16 protein-coding genes are annotated in these 16,339 nt (G+C 68.5%); 4 read left to right on the top strand and 12 right to left on the bottom strand.

Features of this window, described 5'->3' with window-relative positions:
* Positions 1–2 precede the first annotated feature (2 nt).
* The 4 genes from ACO1BU_RS07975 to ACO1BU_RS07960 all read right to left on the bottom strand — a co-directional run bounded on the left by ACO1BU_RS07975 (position 3) and on the right by ACO1BU_RS07960 (position 5,045).
* Entirely contained in the window at positions 3–797 is a 795-nt protein-coding gene (locus ACO1BU_RS07975) for a siderophore-interacting protein (protein ID WP_424135383.1), read from the bottom strand.
* A 113-nt stretch (positions 798–910) separates the two neighbouring features.
* On the bottom strand, positions 911–2,032 hold the full coding sequence (locus ACO1BU_RS07970) for an ABC transporter substrate-binding protein (RefSeq protein ID WP_424135382.1): 1,122 nt from the start codon (positions 2,030–2,032) through the stop codon (positions 911–913).
* On the bottom strand, positions 2,029–2,853 hold the full coding sequence (locus ACO1BU_RS07965; protein ID WP_424135381.1) for an alpha/beta hydrolase: 825 nt from the start codon (positions 2,851–2,853) through the stop codon (positions 2,029–2,031). Before ACO1BU_RS07965 ends, ACO1BU_RS07970 begins: the two co-directional genes overlap by 4 nt.
* The gene (locus ACO1BU_RS07960) at positions 2,853–5,045 is read right to left on the bottom strand and encodes a TonB-dependent siderophore receptor (RefSeq protein WP_424135380.1); all 2,193 of its coding nucleotides are present in this window, start codon (positions 5,043–5,045) and stop codon (positions 2,853–2,855) included. Before ACO1BU_RS07960 ends, ACO1BU_RS07965 begins: the two co-directional genes overlap by 1 nt.
* 195 nt (positions 5,046–5,240) lie before the next feature.
* On the opposite strand from ACO1BU_RS07960, the gene ACO1BU_RS07955 reads away from it, so the two are divergent.
* The gene (locus ACO1BU_RS07955) at positions 5,241–5,978 is read left to right on the top strand and encodes a YoaK family protein (protein WP_424135379.1); all 738 of its coding nucleotides are present in this window, start codon (positions 5,241–5,243) and stop codon (positions 5,976–5,978) included.
* A gap of 39 nt (positions 5,979–6,017) precedes the next feature.
* On the opposite strand, the gene ACO1BU_RS07950 is transcribed toward ACO1BU_RS07955, so the two are convergent.
* Both ACO1BU_RS07950 and ACO1BU_RS07945 read right to left on the bottom strand, forming a co-directional pair.
* Complete coding sequence (locus tag ACO1BU_RS07950) at positions 6,018–6,353, bottom strand: FKBP-type peptidyl-prolyl cis-trans isomerase (RefSeq protein WP_424135378.1); 336 nt, start codon at positions 6,351–6,353, stop codon at positions 6,018–6,020.
* A 291-nt stretch (positions 6,354–6,644) separates the two neighbouring features.
* Positions 6,645–7,571 (bottom strand): LysR family transcriptional regulator, encoded by a 927-nt coding sequence (locus ACO1BU_RS07945; protein ID WP_424135377.1) that lies wholly within the window; start codon positions 7,569–7,571, stop codon positions 6,645–6,647.
* 118 nt (positions 7,572–7,689) lie between these two features.
* Between ACO1BU_RS07945 and ACO1BU_RS07940 the strand changes: the two genes are divergently transcribed.
* Positions 7,690–8,397, top strand: coding sequence for a pirin family protein (locus ACO1BU_RS07940; RefSeq protein WP_424135376.1), 708 nt, complete (start codon positions 7,690–7,692; stop codon positions 8,395–8,397).
* A gap of 110 nt (positions 8,398–8,507) precedes the next feature.
* The gene (gene wrbA / locus ACO1BU_RS07935) at positions 8,508–9,107 is read left to right on the top strand and encodes an NAD(P)H:quinone oxidoreductase (protein ID WP_424135529.1); all 600 of its coding nucleotides are present in this window, start codon (positions 8,508–8,510) and stop codon (positions 9,105–9,107) included.
* 562 nt (positions 9,108–9,669) lie between these two features.
* Here wrbA and ACO1BU_RS07930 read toward each other — a convergent pair.
* The 3 genes from ACO1BU_RS07930 to ACO1BU_RS07920 form a co-directional block, all read right to left on the bottom strand.
* A complete protein-coding gene (locus ACO1BU_RS07930) occupies positions 9,670–10,014 on the bottom strand; it encodes a DMT family protein (RefSeq protein ID WP_424135375.1) in 345 nt (114 codons plus the stop codon).
* A 36-nt stretch (positions 10,015–10,050) separates the two neighbouring features.
* The gene (locus ACO1BU_RS07925) at positions 10,051–11,313 is read right to left on the bottom strand and encodes an AmpG family muropeptide MFS transporter (RefSeq protein ID WP_424135374.1); all 1,263 of its coding nucleotides are present in this window, start codon (positions 11,311–11,313) and stop codon (positions 10,051–10,053) included.
* Positions 11,314–11,502: 189 nt separating this feature from the next.
* The gene (locus tag ACO1BU_RS07920) at positions 11,503–11,736 is read right to left on the bottom strand and encodes a DUF3072 domain-containing protein (RefSeq protein ID WP_424135373.1); all 234 of its coding nucleotides are present in this window, start codon (positions 11,734–11,736) and stop codon (positions 11,503–11,505) included.
* A gap of 128 nt (positions 11,737–11,864) precedes the next feature.
* Here ACO1BU_RS07920 and ACO1BU_RS07915 point away from each other — a divergent pair, with 128 nt between their 5' ends.
* Positions 11,865–12,668: a creatininase family protein gene (locus tag ACO1BU_RS07915; RefSeq protein ID WP_424135372.1), complete on the top strand. Its 804-nt coding sequence runs from the start codon at positions 11,865–11,867 to the stop codon at positions 12,666–12,668.
* Positions 12,669–12,722: 54 nt separating this feature from the next.
* Here ACO1BU_RS07915 and ACO1BU_RS07910 read toward each other — a convergent pair whose 3' ends face one another.
* From ACO1BU_RS07910 to ACO1BU_RS07900, 3 genes are all read right to left on the bottom strand, one after another.
* On the bottom strand, positions 12,723–13,721 hold the full coding sequence (locus ACO1BU_RS07910) for an alpha/beta hydrolase (protein ID WP_424135371.1): 999 nt from the start codon (positions 13,719–13,721) through the stop codon (positions 12,723–12,725).
* A 70-nt stretch (positions 13,722–13,791) separates the two neighbouring features.
* Positions 13,792–14,655, bottom strand: a complete 864-nt coding sequence (locus tag ACO1BU_RS07905; protein ID WP_424135370.1) for a hypothetical protein — start codon at positions 14,653–14,655, stop codon at positions 13,792–13,794.
* Positions 14,652–16,214: a hypothetical protein gene (locus ACO1BU_RS07900; RefSeq protein ID WP_424135369.1), complete on the bottom strand. Its 1,563-nt coding sequence runs from the start codon at positions 16,212–16,214 to the stop codon at positions 14,652–14,654. Before ACO1BU_RS07900 ends, ACO1BU_RS07905 begins: the two co-directional genes overlap by 4 nt.
* Positions 16,215–16,339 lie beyond the last annotated feature (125 nt).

Here is a 16,339-nt window from a genome sequence, read left to right as displayed (position 1 = left end):
GATCAATGCTCCTGCCGCCAATAGCCCACGGCCCGGTGATGGGTTTCCGGCAAGCCGCGCTCCTGCCCCCAGTGCTCGCGGATCGCGCGCGCCGCCCTGGTCTCGCAGGCGGCCCAGGCTGAGACGGTTTCTTCCTCCGGCCATTCGGCCGTTCGCACCGCTGCTGCCAGCTTTGCGCCATAGGCCGCGCCGTTCCGATGCAGCCAGCGCAGCTCGACACCCGGCGGGCGGATGATGTCCTGCTCCTCCGCCGCATCCGCAACCTCAATGAGCACCAGGCCGCGCTCGTCGGGTCTCATGCGCTCCAGGGTGCGGCCGATGACGGGCAGGCCCGTCTCATCGCCGGCGATCAGCTGCCAGCCCTCGGCCGGGTTGGGAATCCCGGCCGGGCCCATGATGCCCAGCCAGTCGCCGGGCCGGGCCCGGGTTGCAAAGCGGGAGCCGGGGCTCGTCTCTCCGTGCAGGACGAAGTCGATGTCGAGCGTGCCGGCTGCCAGCTCCACGCGGCGGATCGTGTAGGTGCGGCGGATCAGGTCGCAGGAATCGAGGATCGCCTGGCCGCTCGGACTCACCCCTGGCCAGACAGGCTCGCCGCCCCGGCGCGGGATCAGAATCTTCACATGCATTTCGTCCGCGTCGAAGCGCGTCAGATCTGGCCCGGAAAGTGTGACGCGGCGCATGCGCGGCGTCACATCCGCCACGCCCACCACCCGCAATGGGCGGAAGTTGGGCGGGCAGCTCTTGAGTTGGTGCGTGGCGCTGTTGTCGGTCAGTGTCTCATTGGCGAGCAGGGACATGATGGCTCCTCCGGAAACCTGACTGGCGCCATCACCTGGGGACAAAGGCGTGAGGCGCGGTGGAACGACGGACGGGAGCATGATCGGCAGCAGACCTGCCTGCCGATCACGCGCTAGAGCATGCCTGGCGGAAGATCCGCCCAGTGTGCGCCTTGCATCGGAATGGCCAGGAACTGCCGGTTGAGCGCGGTGACCGTCGCGGCCGGGTCCAGGTCGCCGCAGCGCTGCGGATGAAACCAGCGCGCCAGGACTTCCAGCATCACGACATGAGCAGGCGTATCATTGAAGCCGTGCCAGATCGCATGGGCGTGCCCGGCCTTCGCGGCTGGCAGGATGTCGAGGCGTTCGCGCCGGAGTACGGCCGCCAACTCCCGCTGCACGGAGGCCATGTCCACACCGGGGCCGAGCGGGATGCCTCCGCGGCCGGCATAGGGCCCGCCGGTGGCGACATAGACCGCCGGGTTCTGTGCAAGGACATATTCGAGGGCGAGCTGGCCGTTGTCGCCCGGCAGCCGGTCTGCGCCGATATTGTGGCCGCCCGCGAAGTGGATCATGGAATCGAACGCCCCCTTGCCGGGGGAGGCGCAGCAGGGCGTGCCCCCCGCATGGGCGTGGAGCATGACCTTCGGGCGTGCCTCGCCCAGCCCTTCCAGGCGGCGGGCGATCCCTTCCAGGCGGGTGGCGTAGAAGGAATCGAAGGCGGCAGCGCGGTCCTCCAGTCCCAGCACCTGGCCGAGGATGGCGATGCTGCGCCGCGTGTCGCGCATCGGATCGGCGAAGAAGTCGATCGTGACGGAGGGAATGCCCAGACCGGCCAGGCGGTCCGGTAGGTTCGGTCCCGCTGCGCGCAGGGAGCTGCGGCTGAGGATCACGAGATCCGGCCGCGCTGCGGCGACATGCTCCAGCGACAGCCCGTCGCCCTGCACACGGCCTATCACCGGGATGGCATCCGCCTGCGGGAAGCGGGCGCGGACCGCGGCATAGTCCGGCGGGTTCATGCGCCGGAGGTCATCCCCCCATCCCACGACGAGCGACACCGGATCGGGGTGCAGCAATCCGAGCGCCAGCACGTGCCGTGCCTGGGCGAGAATGATGCGGCGGGCGGGGCGTGGAAGCGTGATCTGGCGGTTCAGCAGGTCCGTCACCCGGATTGGCAATCCGCTGGCCTGGGCACGCAGCGCATGTGGCAGAGCCAGGGCCGGCAGGGCGGCTCCCAGGAGATGGCGGCGTCTCATGCGATCGGTCCGGAAAGGGGCGGAAGGGCGAAGGGCAAGGCGCGGGCGATGGCGGCGGGGCGTACCGAGCCGTGATCCTCCCCGGCGAATTCCACGAGTTCGGCGCGGCAGAGGCTGGCTTTAAGAAGCGCGACGAGGGCGGCGGCATTGCCGCGCATCCGGCGGGCGGCGCGGATGGCCCCGTGCGGCGTGCCGTCATTCTCCTCCTCCAGCGCGCCGACCGTCACCAGCAGGGCGGTGCGCGCGGCCGCCTCGGGCGGGGCGGCTGCGAAGCGGCGAGCGGCATCCATGGCGATTTCTCCACCCCACCAGAGTGACGGACTGGCCGCGATCAGTCGCCGAAACAGGCCGGGGCGGGTGAGCAGGGCGTGCACGGCCAGAAGGCCACCGAAGGAATGGCCGAACAGGGCGAGGTGGGAACGGCCGATGGGAAAGCGGCGCTCCAACTCGGGCAGCAGCGCTGTTTCGATGAAGTCGAGAAAGGCATCGGCACCGCCACTGCCCACGGGCGCGCCGGGGAAGACAGGCGTGTAGTCGCGGGTGCGAGCCGTCTGGTCGAAGGGCGCATCGCCCGCATGTCCAATGCCGAGAATCAGGGCCGGTGCGAGGCCTGGCGCGCGCCAACTCCGGGCGCGATAGGCCTCGACCGCGGTGGCGAAGCCGGCATTGCCGTCGAGGAGAAGGAGAACCGGATAGCCCCCGGGCGGCGGCGGCGCTTCGGGCCAGGCGAGCAGGATGCGGTGACTGCGCGCCGGATTGCCGCCAGCGCGCATGTCCCACCAGGCCGAACGCACCAGCGCGACTGGGCTGCCCTCCGCCATTACCACCGCACGCGCAGCGAGCCGAGCACGAGACGCCGGTTGCCATAGTAGCAGGCGGTGATAGAGGAGCAGCTCGCGACGTATTCCTTGTCGGCGATGTTCTGCACGTTCACTGAGAAATCCAGCCCACGCAGCATGTCGAAGCGCTGGCCGAAGTCATAGCGGATGGCGGCGTCGAACAGGGTGGCATCCGGCACCTTGAAGGTGTTCGTCTCGTTGCCGTAGGTCGAGCCGACATAGCGCAGGCCGCCGCCAAGCTCGAGGCCGCGCAGCGGGCCCTCGCGGAAGGCGTAGTTGGCCCAGCCACTGGCGAAGTTGCGGGGCACCTGTGGCACGCGGTTGCCGGAGACGCCGGCGGTGTTCGACTTGGTGATCTCGGCATCGATGTAGGTGTAGGTACCGATCAGGTCGAGATTGTCCGTCAGGCTCGCCCGTGCCTCCAACTCGATGCCGCGGGAGCGGATCTCGCCGGTCTGCACGGAATAGGCGCTGTTATTCGGGTCCGTGGTGAGCACGTTCTGCTGCGTGATCTGGTACAGTGCGGCCTGGATGAAGCTGTTCATCCCAGGCGGCTGGTACTTCACGCCGATTTCGTACTGCTCGCCCGTGGTCGGGTCGAATGTGCCGCCGCCGCGCGCGGGCGACATGGTGCCGCTATTGGGCAGGAAGGAGGTGGAGTAGCTGAAATACGGCGCGAAGCCGCTGTCGAAGAGGTAGAGCGCGCCAGCCCGCCAGGTGAAGGCCTCGTCATACTGGCTGGTGTGGCTGCTGTTGAGGCGCTGCACCGTTTCGCTCGTCGCGAAGTCCTGCCGCACGCCGATGTTGAAGCGGAAGCGGTCGATCGCGATCTGGTCTTGCGCGTAAATGCCGAGCTGGTCGGTGATCTGCCCGATCGTCTGGGCGAGACCCAGCGTCGGCGCCGTGATCGGCACGTAGTAGGACGGGGAAAAGAGGTTGATCGCCGGGCCGGTCGACTGGCCGAGTCGGCGCTTGGCGGAGGAGCGCGACCAGTCGAGGCCGGTGAGCAGCGTGTGGCGCACCGGACCTGTGCTGAAATCAGCCTGGATCTGGTTGTCGAGCGCGAAGGTGTCGGCATGCTCGATCGCATGCGTCAGGGTTCGGTTGCCGGTGCGGCCATTGGCCCCGACCGACTGCACCGAAAGCACCTTTCGCTCGGAATCGATGTGCAGGTATCGGAAATTCTGCCGCGCGGTGAAGATGTTGTTGAAGCGGTGCTCGAACTGGTAACCAACCGAGGCCTGGCGCCGCTCCTCCTTGTTCCAGTTCGGATCGCCGCCGAAGAAGTTGGAGCGGATGCGACCATAGGGGCTGGCGATCACGGTGCCGACCGCCGGCACGAAGTTGTAGAAGCCGGCCTCCGGATCGTCCTGGTAGGAGCCGAGCAGGGTGAAGGTGGTGTTGCTGTCCGGCCGCCAGGTGAAGGCGGGCGCGATGGCGACGCGCTCCTCACCGACATAGTCGTATTGCGTGTCCGCCTTCCGGGCGATGCCGGTGAGGCGGTAGAGGAACTGGCCATCCGCCGTCAGCGGGCCTCCGAAGTCGAAGCCGGCCTGCAGGCGCCCATCCGTGCCGGCTTCCAGCCGCACCTCATGGATCGGCGTTTCGGTCGGTCGGCGGCTGACAAGGTTCACGATGCCGCCCGCGCCCGTCTGCCCGTAAAGCACGGAGGCCGGGCCGCGCAGCACCTCGATCCGCTCGAGCAGATAGGGATCGAAGCCCGGGACGGCGAAGGAGGCGCCGCGGCCGACGCGCAGGCCGTCGAGAAAGTTCACGAAGGCCGCACCCGTGCCCTGGCCACCGAAGCCGCGCACGAAGACGCTGTCGAAGCGGTTGCTGGGGCGGACTTCCGGCAGCACGCCGGCGGTGTAGCGGAGCGCCTGGGAGACAGTCTGGGCCTGCTGGTCGTCGATCTGGTCGCGGGTGACGACGCCGACGGATTGCGGTGCCTCGATCAGCGGCGTGTCCGTCTTGGTGCCGGTGGTGGTGACGGGGGCGACATAGCCCTGCACGGGTTGCCAGGAGCGCCAGGCAGTGGCCTGCACATCCACCTCGGGAACCGACACGGCTGCATCGGCTCCTTGCTCCGGTTGCTGGGCTTGGGCGGGCAGGGCCAAGGGCGCCAGCGCGGCGGTGGCCAGGAGGATGCGGCGTAACGGGTGGGCGCGGCCCATGCGAATCCCTCGCAATAACTCGGACCCGTTTCTCACGAATGAGACTAATTCGCAATACGGGATGTGGCATCCGAGTTGCGGCTGTGCCCGGGTGGCATCAGGCCAAGCCGGTGAGAAAAAGGTCGGCCGGTCTTTGCCCTAGGGCCGTCCTACCGGGCGAACTATGCTGCCGGCGTTGGAACTGGTGTGGCGGATATGCGGCATTTTGGCCGGCTCGCACTCACGGAAGCCGGCCTCGGCCTGGCGCTGACCTTCATCGCGGGGGCAATCAACGCAGGCGGCTTTCTGCTCGTCGGCCGTTACACCTCCCACATGTCCGGCATTGTCGCCGCCATGGCGGATGACCTGGCCTTGGGTGCCACCGCGCTGGTGGGGGCGGGGCTGTTGGCCCTCTGCTCCTTCGTGGCTGGGGCCGCCGTTGCGGCCATATTGGTCAATTGGAGCCGACGGCATCCCGGCCACGGAACCCACGCCCTACCCTTGATGCTGGAGGCGGTGCTGCTCCTTCTGTTCGGCCTGCTGGGTGGGCTGGTGCCGAAGGGGGCGGCCCTGGCGTTGGGCGTGCCGCTGCTCTGCTTCCTGATGGGACTCCAGAACGCGACCATCACCAAGGCTTCGGGCGCGCGGATCCGCACGACCCATGTCACCGGGGTGGTGACGGACCTGGGGATCGAAATCGGCAAGTTGCTCTACTGGAACAGACCTTCCGCCGGCCCGGCCGCCCCGGTGGTGCGGGCGGACCGGGCCCGGCTGCGGCTGCTGGCCACACTGCTCCTGGCCTTCGCCCTGGGCGGGTTGGCCGGGGCGTTCGGCTTCTCGCGGCTGGGCTTCATCTCGGCCGTGCCGCTGGCGCTGGGCCTGCTGGTCCTCGCCGGGGGGCTGGTGCGGGCGGAACGGGCGAGGACGAGTCCCGCCCGTCCGCTTCCGGCCTGAGCCCGGGAGCGGAGTAGATCCGCTACTCCGGGCCTTGGCTCAGCCGACGCCGAGCAACTCCACGTCGAAGACCAGGGTGGCGTTGGGGGGGATGACGCCGCCAGCACCGCGGGCGCCATAGCCCTTCTCCGGCGGAATGGTCAGGGTGCGCTGGCCGCCAACCTTCATGCCCTGCACGCCCTCATCCCAGCCCCGGATCACATGGCCGGCGCCGAGGGGGAAGGAGAAGGGGTCGCCGCGATCGCGGGAGCTGTCGAATTTGCGGCCCTTGTTCTCGGGCTTGGCGGGGTCGAAGAGCCAGCCAGTGTAGTGCACCGTGACCTCCTTGCCAGCCACCGCCTCATCGCCCGTACCGGGCTTGCGGTCCTCGATCATGACTATCGTTCCCTGGGGTGGAAGGCCGGATTCTATCCGGGAGGGGCGGGCGTGGCGAATCCGCCGGTCGGGGCTGCCGGGCGTGGATGGGCCGCCAACGTCGCCGGGTCGCCCTTTTCGGAGGTTTCACCGTCTTGTGGCGCTGAGACCACCGCGACCGAGTTTGGCCGAGTGCCGCCTGTCTGCTTCCGGGTGGCGAGGTCGGCATGGCGGGTATCGCCCAACCCTCTGCACCGTTGTGAAGCGTGGAGCCTGGACGAAATGGGAGCGCCTCTCGCAACGCTTGGCAGATCAATGCCGGTTTGGCCAACCTTCCCAGGGCGGCGCCTCGAGGCACTCCGCCAGGAACTCCATGACGGCCACGACACGGAGGGGCCGCAGTGTTCCAGGAGGTGTCACGAGGTTGAGCGCGAGTTCCGGCATGGACCAGTCCGGCATCGCAGCCTCCAGCCGTCCTTCAGATAGAGCGCGCCAGACCAGGAACTCGGGCTGAACAGCAATTCCCTTGCCCGCCAGCAATGCGGGCATCATGGCATCGGCATTGTTGATCCGAAGCGGGCCCTGCGGCGTGACGTCCACGACCTCGCCCGCCCTGCTGGTGAAACGCCAACGATCGCGTGTCGGTAGATAGGCGTAGCCAAGGCAAGCATGACTCTTAAGATCAAGCGGATGCGCCGGACGCCCATGTCGCTCGAAATAGGCTGGCGCCCCGACCAGAAGCCGGCGAACATCGCAGATCCGCCTCGTCCGCAAGGTCGAATCCGGTAGCGCCGCGATCCGCAGCGCCAGGTCGAACCCGTCGCCGACAAGGTCGACCAGCGCGTCGCTGAGATGCAGGTCGATGCTAATCCGTGGATGGCGGTCCAGCAGCTGTGGCAGAAGGGGCGACAGGTGCGCGATGCCGAACGACATCGGGGCGGCAATGCGCACCGTTCCCTCGGGCTCTGCCGATTGGGAAATGGCCCGCGCCTCGACCTCCATCGCCTCCTCCAGCAGGCGTGCAGCACTCTCGGAGGATGCCCGGCCTGTTTCCGTCAGCGTGAGCCTGCGCGAGGTCCGGTGCAGCAGCTTCGCCCCGATCCGCTCCTCCAGCCGGGCAATCGCCTTCGACACTGTTGCCTTCGACAGGCCCAACTCGGTTGCGGCGGTTGAGAAGGAGCCGGTCTCGACCACCTTCGCGAAGATGGCCCAGGCTTCAAGATCAGGCAGGCGGATCATCGTAGAATTGGAAACTATGGGTTTCTATTGTTTCTATTTCTGCCACGGATGTCCATCTCCATAATTCCCTCCAACCTGTCAGGGACCACTGCTGCCCTGCATCGTATGGAGCAATCCGATGATCGACCTGCGCCGCTTCGCCGGGCTGGGTGGTGCGAACCACGGCTGGCTGAATGCGAAACACCATTTCTCCTTCGCGGGCTACCAAGACCCGAATCGCGTGCAGTGGGGCAGGCTGCGGGTCTGGAACGACGACACGATCGCTCCTGGCACCGGCTTCGACGCCCATCCGCACCGGGACATGGAGATCATCACCTATGTCCGCGAGGGTGCCATCACCCACCAGGACAACCTCGGAAACCGCGGCCGCACCGAGGCAGGCGACGTTCAAGTGATGAGCGCGGGCAGCGGGATCATCCATGCCGAGTACAATCTGGAGCCCGTGCAGACCCGGATCTTTCAGATCTGGATCCTCCCGGAGAGCCGTGCCGGTACGCCATCCTGGGGCGCACGGCCGTTTCCGAAAGGTGAACGGGCCGGGCAGTTCGTGACGCTGGCCAGTGGCGATACTGCCGATGCTGACGCGCTTCCGATCCGCGCGGACGCCCGGCTCGTTGCGGCCACACTTCGTGCGGGCGAGACTGCGGAATACATCCCGGCCGCAGGGCGGTACCTCTACCTCGTGCCTGCGCGCGGATCGGTCGAGGTGAACGGCCAGGTTGTCGGAGAGCGCGACGGTGCAGCCATCCGGGACGAGGCGGTGCTTCGCGTGACAGCTTTGGCGGATGCCGAAGTCGTTCTGGTGGATGCGGCTGCGGCCGCATGATCAGCGACGTCCTGCGTCACCTGTTCGGGCGTCCAGCCAGCACGTCAGCCGCGACGCCGCGGCTGGCGGCAACCCAATCCAACTCCACCCCAGACGCAAAGGCCAGCAAAATGGCGAAGGTCCTCGTTCTCTACTACTCCTCCTACGGTCATATCGAGACGATGGCGCAGGCCGTCGCGGAAGGTGCGCGCGAGGCAGGCGCTCAAGCCGATATCCGGCGCGTACCCGAGCTGGTGCCCGAGGAAGTCGCGAAGGCGAGCCACTACAAGACCGACCAGGCTGCCCCGATCGCGAAGGTGGACGAACTGGCCGAATACGACGCCATCATCGTCGGCACCGGTACGCGTTATGGCCGCATGACGTCCCAGATGGCGAACTTCTGGGACCAGACCGGCGGCCTGTGGTTCCAGGGCAAGCTAATCGGTAAGATCGGCGCCGCCTTTACCTCCACGGCCACCCAGCATGGTGGCCAGGAGACGACGCTTCTCAACATCATCACCAACCTCCTGCACCACGGCATGACGATCGTCGGCCTGCCCTATGCCTTCCAGGGGCAGATGAGGCTGGACGAGGTGACGGGCGGCGCGCCTTACGGCGCCACCACCATCGCCGCCGGCGATGGCTCCCGTCAGCCTTCCGCCAATGAGTTGGACGGCGCCCGCTACCTTGGTCGTCACGTCGCGCAGGTGGCTGCGAAGCTCGTGGCCTGATTTCAACGGGAGGGCTCAAGCTCCCCAGAGCCCTCCTGTCCACGGGGCCACCAGGCCCCGCTCCATCTCGGGCAGCGCTTCCGTCCCCCGCGCCGAGCTCTGGGGAGGTTCCCCGGAAGGGGCCGCCCTCCTCGGCGGCGGGTACCGAAATGGCCGCAGCCTTGATGGCCCCCTTAACCTTCTGGCAGGGCGGCCCATGAGAGCGCCAAGCCTCCGATGGCCACTATTGGTCAGCGCCGGCCCTGGGACCGGCGGGAATCCTTCTCCGACGATGTGGCTCGTGTAGGATTGAGCGGGGCGTTCAGGCGTCTGCGCTGGCCTCCCCCCGCCCGCTGGTTTCAGCGCCATAATACCGGGTTTCGCGGCCTATCTGCTCGCGATCCTGGCTGGCTCCTTCACGGCGGTGATGCGGACGGCCTCCGTGAACACCAGTCTGGCGCTGGACTGTTTCGGGCTGATGGAATTCGGACTGCACTCCGCCCCGCCTCCTGCGTGCCTCGGGCGGGCTGATGATGATCGCGGGGGGCGATGCTGGTGGTGCGGTACTGAGCCGTCGCCCTTTCTACTCCATCTTCAGGAACATGAAGCCCGCGGCTGCGAGCAGGCAGACCATGGCCGCGAGGTAGTTCCAGCGCAGCGGCTCCCCCAACACCGCAACCGAGAAGACGGCGAAGACGGTCAGGGTGATCACCTCCTGCATCACCTTGAGCTGCTGCCCGGAATAGGTGCCGTAGCCCAGGCGGTTGGCGGGAACGGCGAGGCAGTATTCGACAAAGGCGATGCCCCAGGACAGGAGGATCGCGGTCCACATCGTCCATCCCGGCCGCTTGAGATGCCCGTACCAGGCCAGCGTCATCACGACATTCGACGCAACGAGCAGAAGCGGCGTGAGAAGCCAGGTCGGCATCATGTCTCCGTGGAATTTGCGCGGGGTGGCGCCGCGTTAAAGGACGGGTTCAACGGCCCGCGCGGGCTCGGCCGGCGGCAGACGCCACAGCAGGAAGAGCATGATCGCCATGGCCGGCAAGGCGGCCGCCGTGGTCAGCAGGAAGAAGCCGGACCAGCCCAGGGACTCCGCAAGCCAGCCGCTGGAGGCACCAAGCGTCCGCAGCGGCACGGCGGCGAGAGAGGAAAGCAGCGCATATTGCGTGGCGGTGAAGGCGCGGCTGGTGAGGCCGGAGAGGTAGGTGACGAACGCCGCGTCGGCCAATCCGTCGGTGAAGTTCTCGATGCCGACCTGAAGCCAGAGCATGGGCATGTCATGGCCCGCATGGGCGAGGGCGACATACATCAGGTTCGACAGCATTTGGCCGAGGCCCGTGACGACCAGCGCCCGCGCCGTGCCGAGCCGCGCCACCACCCAGCCGCCGGCCAGCGCGCCGCCCAGCGTGGCGAAGAGGCCGAAGACCGTGCCGACCGCCGCCACATCCTCCCGCGAGAAGCCGAGGGAGCGGTAGAAGGGCGTGGTCATGACGCCCGCCAGAGCCTCGCCCAGCTTGAAAAGGGCGACGAAGAGCAGGATCGCCAGCCAGAGCGGGCGGCCCGTGAAGTCAGCGAAAGGCTGCACGACGGAGACGCGCAGGCGCTCGGCCCATGGCAGGGACTTGGTGGCGGCCAATGGCGCCTCGCGCGAGGCGAGGGTGGCGAGGACGCCCACCAGCATCAGCGCGGCGGCATAGGCATAGGCGCCGCCCCAGCCCAGCGCGCCCACAAGCCAGAGCGTGCCGCCGCCGCTGGCCAGCAGCGCCAGGCGGTAACCCCAGACATAGCAGGCTAGGCCGTAGCCCTGCTCTTTCTCCTCCAGGATTTCGATGCGGTGGGCGTCCACCACGATGTCCTGGCTGGCGGAGAGGAAGGCGACCAGCGCTGCCAGCATGGCTGTGCCGACAGGGCCTGTGGTTGGGTCACTGAAGCCGGTGGCGAGGATGGCGAGGATGAGAAGGGGCTGGATCAGCAGCAGCCAGCCCCGCCGGCGACCGAGCCGCGACAGGAAGGGCGCCGCCACCGAATCCAGCGCCGGCGACCAGAGGAATTTCAGCGAATAGGCCAGACCGATCAGGGCGGTGAGGCCGATATCGGTCAGTGACAGTCCGCTTTCCGTGAACCACTGCCGCAGCACCTGGCCCGCCACCAGCGGCAGCGGCACGCCGGAGGAGAAGCCAAGGGCAAGAAGGATGAGAAAGCGTCGTTCGCGGAGCAGGGACATGGGGCGCGAAACTGCCACGGTGCGCGCGGCGACGCCACGCAGGCCAGGCGGTGCCCTGCGATGCGGAAAGGATCAATCAGGCGTGCCGCGGCGTCCCGCGCGCACGCCCCGCGAGCCGGGGCCCGGGGGGCAGCACCGGCCGCGCGACGGCCGGGTGCGGCGCCGCGCCCGGCCGGAGGGCGCCGGGCTTTAGCGGCCCCGGCCCGTCTTTTCCTGCAACTCGTCGATCCGCTTGGAGGCCTCGGCCTTGGTCAGGTTCTCGTCGAACTCCTCGCCAGCTTCCTCGGAGAGGGTCTTGAGATAGGAGGCCTGGGCACCGGTCAGGGGCTCATCGCCCGTGGTCCAGTCCTTCGGATCCTTGACGGTGTTGGAGCCGGGCTCAGGATCGGCCTTCGGGTTATGGTCGGTGGTGTGCTTGGTCATGCGGGCATTCCCCTCGATTAGCGTTCTCTAAACGTTCGCACGCGAGGGCGGTTGCCTCCCGGAGGCTTCGCCGTCAGAGCGTCAGAGGGCGGATGGGGCACCCTGCATCCCCGGCGGAGAGGACGGTCATGAAGGTCAGGATGGGCGAGATCACGGGCGGGGAGGCGCGGGGGCTCTATGCGCGCAAGCCGGTGATCCTGATGCCGCTGGGCAGCCATGAGGACCAGGGGCCGCATGCGCCCATGGGGGACTACCTGCTGGCAGAGCTGGTGGCCGAGCGCATCGCGCGGGCGGCGACGGAGGCAGGGACCGAGACGGTGGTGGCCCCGGTCCTGCCTTTCGGTAAGGCGGACTTCTTCGGTGCCATGCCCGGCGGGATCGCACTGTCGCACCAAGCGTTCAGCTTGGTTCTGACGGAGATGATTGAGGCGCTGCTGCGCCATGGGCTGGACCGGATCGTCGTGCTGAACGGCCATGGCGGCAATGCGCCCGTGATCCACGACGTGACGCAGCGCTTCATGCTGGCGGGGAAGGGGATCTTTCCCTGCTTCTACTTGTGGAAGGTCGCGGGGGCGCTGCTGCCCGAGGTGATGGGGGCGGAGCGGGCCCGGAAGGCCGCCGGCCATGGCGCCGACCCACTGGCAAGCATCGCCATGCATCTGACGCCGGAGCGGATGCGGCCGGACCTGGTGCCATCGCCGCGCGAGGAGATGCCGACCTGCCTGGGACTGCTCTTCATGGGCTGGGGCGCGGTGTCCTTCGAGGGGCATGAGGTGAATGTGCCGACGGAGTACGACCTGCCCTCTCCGGACGGGGTGGGAACGGGGGACCCACGGCTTTCCAACGCGGAAACGGGGAAGGCCCTGGTGGAGCGCCTGGTCGCGATCGGCGCCGGTTTCGTGCGGCACTACGCCGCTCATCCCCGCCAGTGAAAAGGTGAAGAGGCGCTGGGGGGAAGGATTCCGTTTTTCCCAGCCTTTTCCCTTTCACCACCTCGGCAGCGGTGCCTTTACCCATGCTTCGCCCGCCCGGTCCGCGCCCGAAGGCAGCGGGTCCTTCGGGTGGTCCATCCAGGCGAGCATGTCGCGGATCACGGTCGGGGCCTGAAGGTCGCGCAGGGGCATGTGGTGGATGCCGTCGTAATAGGCGATGCGGGCCGGGGTATTGGGCGGCAGCGATTCCAGCAGGGCGCGGGTGGCGATGGGTGGAACGAGCTGGTCGCGCGCGCCATAGACAAGCAGGGTGGGTGGCACCTGCGGCCCCAGCCTGGGACCGGCGGCCAAGGCGTCGTCCATCAGATCCACCAGGCCGATGGTGGTGTCCACGCGGGTGTCGCGGATGGTCAGCGGGTCACGCGCCATGCGGCGCAGCGCGGCGATGTTGTCGGTAGGGCTGATGCCCGGCACGCCGGAGGAAACCGCCACGCGCGGCACCGTATGGGCCAGCACCGCCATCAACCCGACCACGATCCCGGGCATGGTGATGCGCCCCCAAACGGCAGGCGCAAGCAGGATATAGCCCGCCGCCGGCGGTGGATTCGCGGAGGTGCCGGTGAGAAGGAGGACGGCGCCGCCCATGCTCTCGCCGAGCATGAAAAGCGGCATGTCGGGGTATTGGGCTTTCAGCAGGTGGGCGACCGCCGCGGCATCCGAGACAAGCGTGGCCGTGCCGGGCCAGACGCCGCGATGCGGGGCGCCACCAAAGCCGCGCTGGTCATAGCTGTAGATGGCCAGCCCGGCCTGCTGCAGCGCCTCGGCCGGTTCCACCATGAAATTTCGGCTGTCATTGAAGCCGTGAAGGCAGAGCAGGATCGCCCGGGGCGTTCCTTCCGGTAGCCAGCGGCGGAAGGGAAGGCGGGCCCCGTCCTCCATGACGAAGGCATCCGCGGCCAGGGAGGCATCGGCGAGGCGGGGGCCAGCTGGGATGATCTGGGGCGTGCAGGCGGCAAGCGGCAGGGTAAGCAGGGCGCGGCGGGGGAACGGCATCAGCGCCCCATCTGGTTTGCGGGGCGCCCGGCGTCCACGGCCGGAGAGGCCGGGTAACCCTTCGTCGCGCTCACTCGCTCCCGAGCAGCCCCTCGATGATCCCGCGCAGTAGGGCCGCACCTTCGGACAGGCGCTCCAGCGCCAGGGGACGGCCGCGTGCCTCGCCGCCTGGAGCGAAGACGGTGCGGTCCTGGGTCAGTTCACGGGTGGAAAGGCGGCCATCGCCGTCATAGTCCAGGCTCTCCATCATCAGCCGCGCGGCCGCGACGCCGCCCAGGGCGCCGGCCGTGCCGGTGAGGCCGGAGAGTTCGGGCGAAACCTCGGAATGAAGGGAGAGGAGCCAGGCAGCACCGCGGAAGAGCCGCGCCAGCTCCGCTGTGCCAAGGAGGTTGTCGCCGGAGACATCGCCGACGCGGATGAGGGCGGCGGCGCAGTCGGTCACGCTGCCAGTGGCCGGGCCGCAGGCGGCCTCCAGCACCTCCAGCGCGCCAAGGAAGGTGATGCCCTCGCCCTGGGCGGCGAAGGCCAGGGGCACGGCGGGGCAGCGGTGCCAGCGGGTCACGGGCGCATCTCCCGGCAGGCGGTCGTCGCGCGTCTTGTTGGCGGGCTCGGCGGTTTCCAGCGTTTCGCCGGCGGGGCGGAGCATCAGGCGCGGGGCCTCCGCGCCACGAGCGGTGGCGACAGTCCAGCCATTGAGACTCTGCGCGGCCGTGAAGCGGAACAGGCGGCCCGTCTCGCCTGCTGGCAGGCGGGCGGCGCCGCGGGCGGAGAGGGCCAGCATGGCGGCCGGGGCCGTGCACTCGCCCTGGAACCAGGCACCCCGCAAAGGCTGCGGCACGGGTGCCTCAGGCGCCTGTGGTGCCTGGGCGCGGGCGGCAGGCGCGGCGAGGAGGGCGAAGCCGGCAAGGATGAGGATGCGGAGGCGGGCGGTCATGGCAGGGGCACCTCGATCCCGGCGCAGAGGTCTAACGGTTCGCGCGTCACCTCCCGCCCGTCGCGGAAGATAGCGGTGAGGCGGGCGGCGCAGGCGCCGGGCTCGGGCGGGGCCAGGTCCAGCGTCTCGTTCCGCCCAAGCACGTTGGCGCCCAGGCGGTCATCGCCGCGGGAAGCCCCGGGAGTGTCGATATAGAGTTCGACGATGGGCGCTGGGCCCGTATTGCGCAGCCGCACGCTGCCGGGGCGGGGGCCTGGGTCCTCTTCCGCTTCGCTGCCGTCCAGGTTGGCGGCGATGGTCCAGCCCGGGCGGATCACGATCAGCGGGTTCCGGCAGATATCAACCTCCCGCCTTTCCTCGGCGCCATTGGTCGGGAAAACCACACGGATATCCGCAGTGCAGTCCACCGGCACCGAGAGGGTCTGGCGGGTGTTCTGGGCCAGGCCGTCCGGCAGGCGCTCGGCACCCCAATCGCCCTCGGAGGAGGAGGAGATGTAGATTTCCTCGATCGTGGCGCCGTGGCGGTTCACGATGGTCACCGGGCGCTCGGGCGGACGGGGAATGCCGCTGCCATCGAAGGTGACGTTGCGGGTCTGGCAGATATTGATGTTGCGCTTCGCCTCGGAGGCGCCGTCCTCATAGGTGGCTCGGAGATCGGCCTCGCAGCCCGGCAGGCGGAGGCGCAGGCGGAAGCTGCTGCCATCCGGCGCGGTTTCCTCACCCATGCGGTCCACCCCCCAGCCCTCGTCGGAATCAAGGGGCCCGCCGCGGCCGCCTGCGATGGCGTGGAGGCCGGCCAGGACACGGCCGGAGCGATTGGTGATCGTTACCTCCCGCCATGTGAGACTGGAATCGGCCAGGGTGACGCGCGGGTTCCGGCAGACATCGACGCGCGGGCGCGACACCTCGGAATTATCGGCCATCACGGCGGTGATATCGAAGACGCAGTCCCGGCGCCGACCGAGGCGCAGGCGGTGGGTGCGGCCGGCGGGCACCACCTCGGCCCCGAGCCGGTCCGGGCCGCGCGTGGGGGCGCCAGGCGGGGCAGCGTAGATCTCACGCACATCCAGGTCGGTGTCGTTGTTGATCAGCGCTTCCCGCGCCGGGGCGCCGGGATCGCCCAGGGTGACACGGCTAGCGCGGCACAGATCGACATTGCGGCGCTCCTCCACCGTCTCGTCGGCAAGAATGGCGCGGACCGACCAGGCGCAGGGCTGGTTCCGGCCAAGGCGGACCCGGAACATGCCGCCGGAGGGCAGCGTGTCGGTACCGAGGCGATCGGGGCCGGGATCCGCTTCACTCGCTGGAGCCAGGTAGAGCTCGCGCACGCCGAGGCCGGTCTCGTTGACGATGACGGCTTCCCGCTCGGCACCTGCCGCAGGCTGGGACGGGCGGCGCTGGGCCTGGACGGGGGAGGGGGCGAAAAGCAGGGAGAGCAGCCCGATTGCGGCTCCTAACCCCGCAAAGATCCCGCGCATCCGGAAGTCCCGATCCAAATCCCGCGCCGAACCGCCCGGCATGGTGCGGCGCAGGATCGTCGCATGAAAGCCACGGCGCAATGGCGCAAAAGACACAGTTGTGGCTCGGTGTTGCGTGAAGCGGATCGAAGAACGATCAAGCGCGCGCGATCATGGCAGAGCTTTCATCGGCGCAGAGGATTTTGCAGCCCCGGCCGGATTCTTCC

It is taken from the genome of Roseomonas chloroacetimidivorans (genome assembly GCF_049629625.1).
Taxonomy (GTDB): domain Bacteria; phylum Pseudomonadota; class Alphaproteobacteria; order Acetobacterales; family Acetobacteraceae; genus Roseomonas; species Roseomonas chloroacetimidivorans.
Note: the sequence above shows the minus strand (reverse complement) of the source record. Positions and strands in the feature narration are given on the sequence as shown.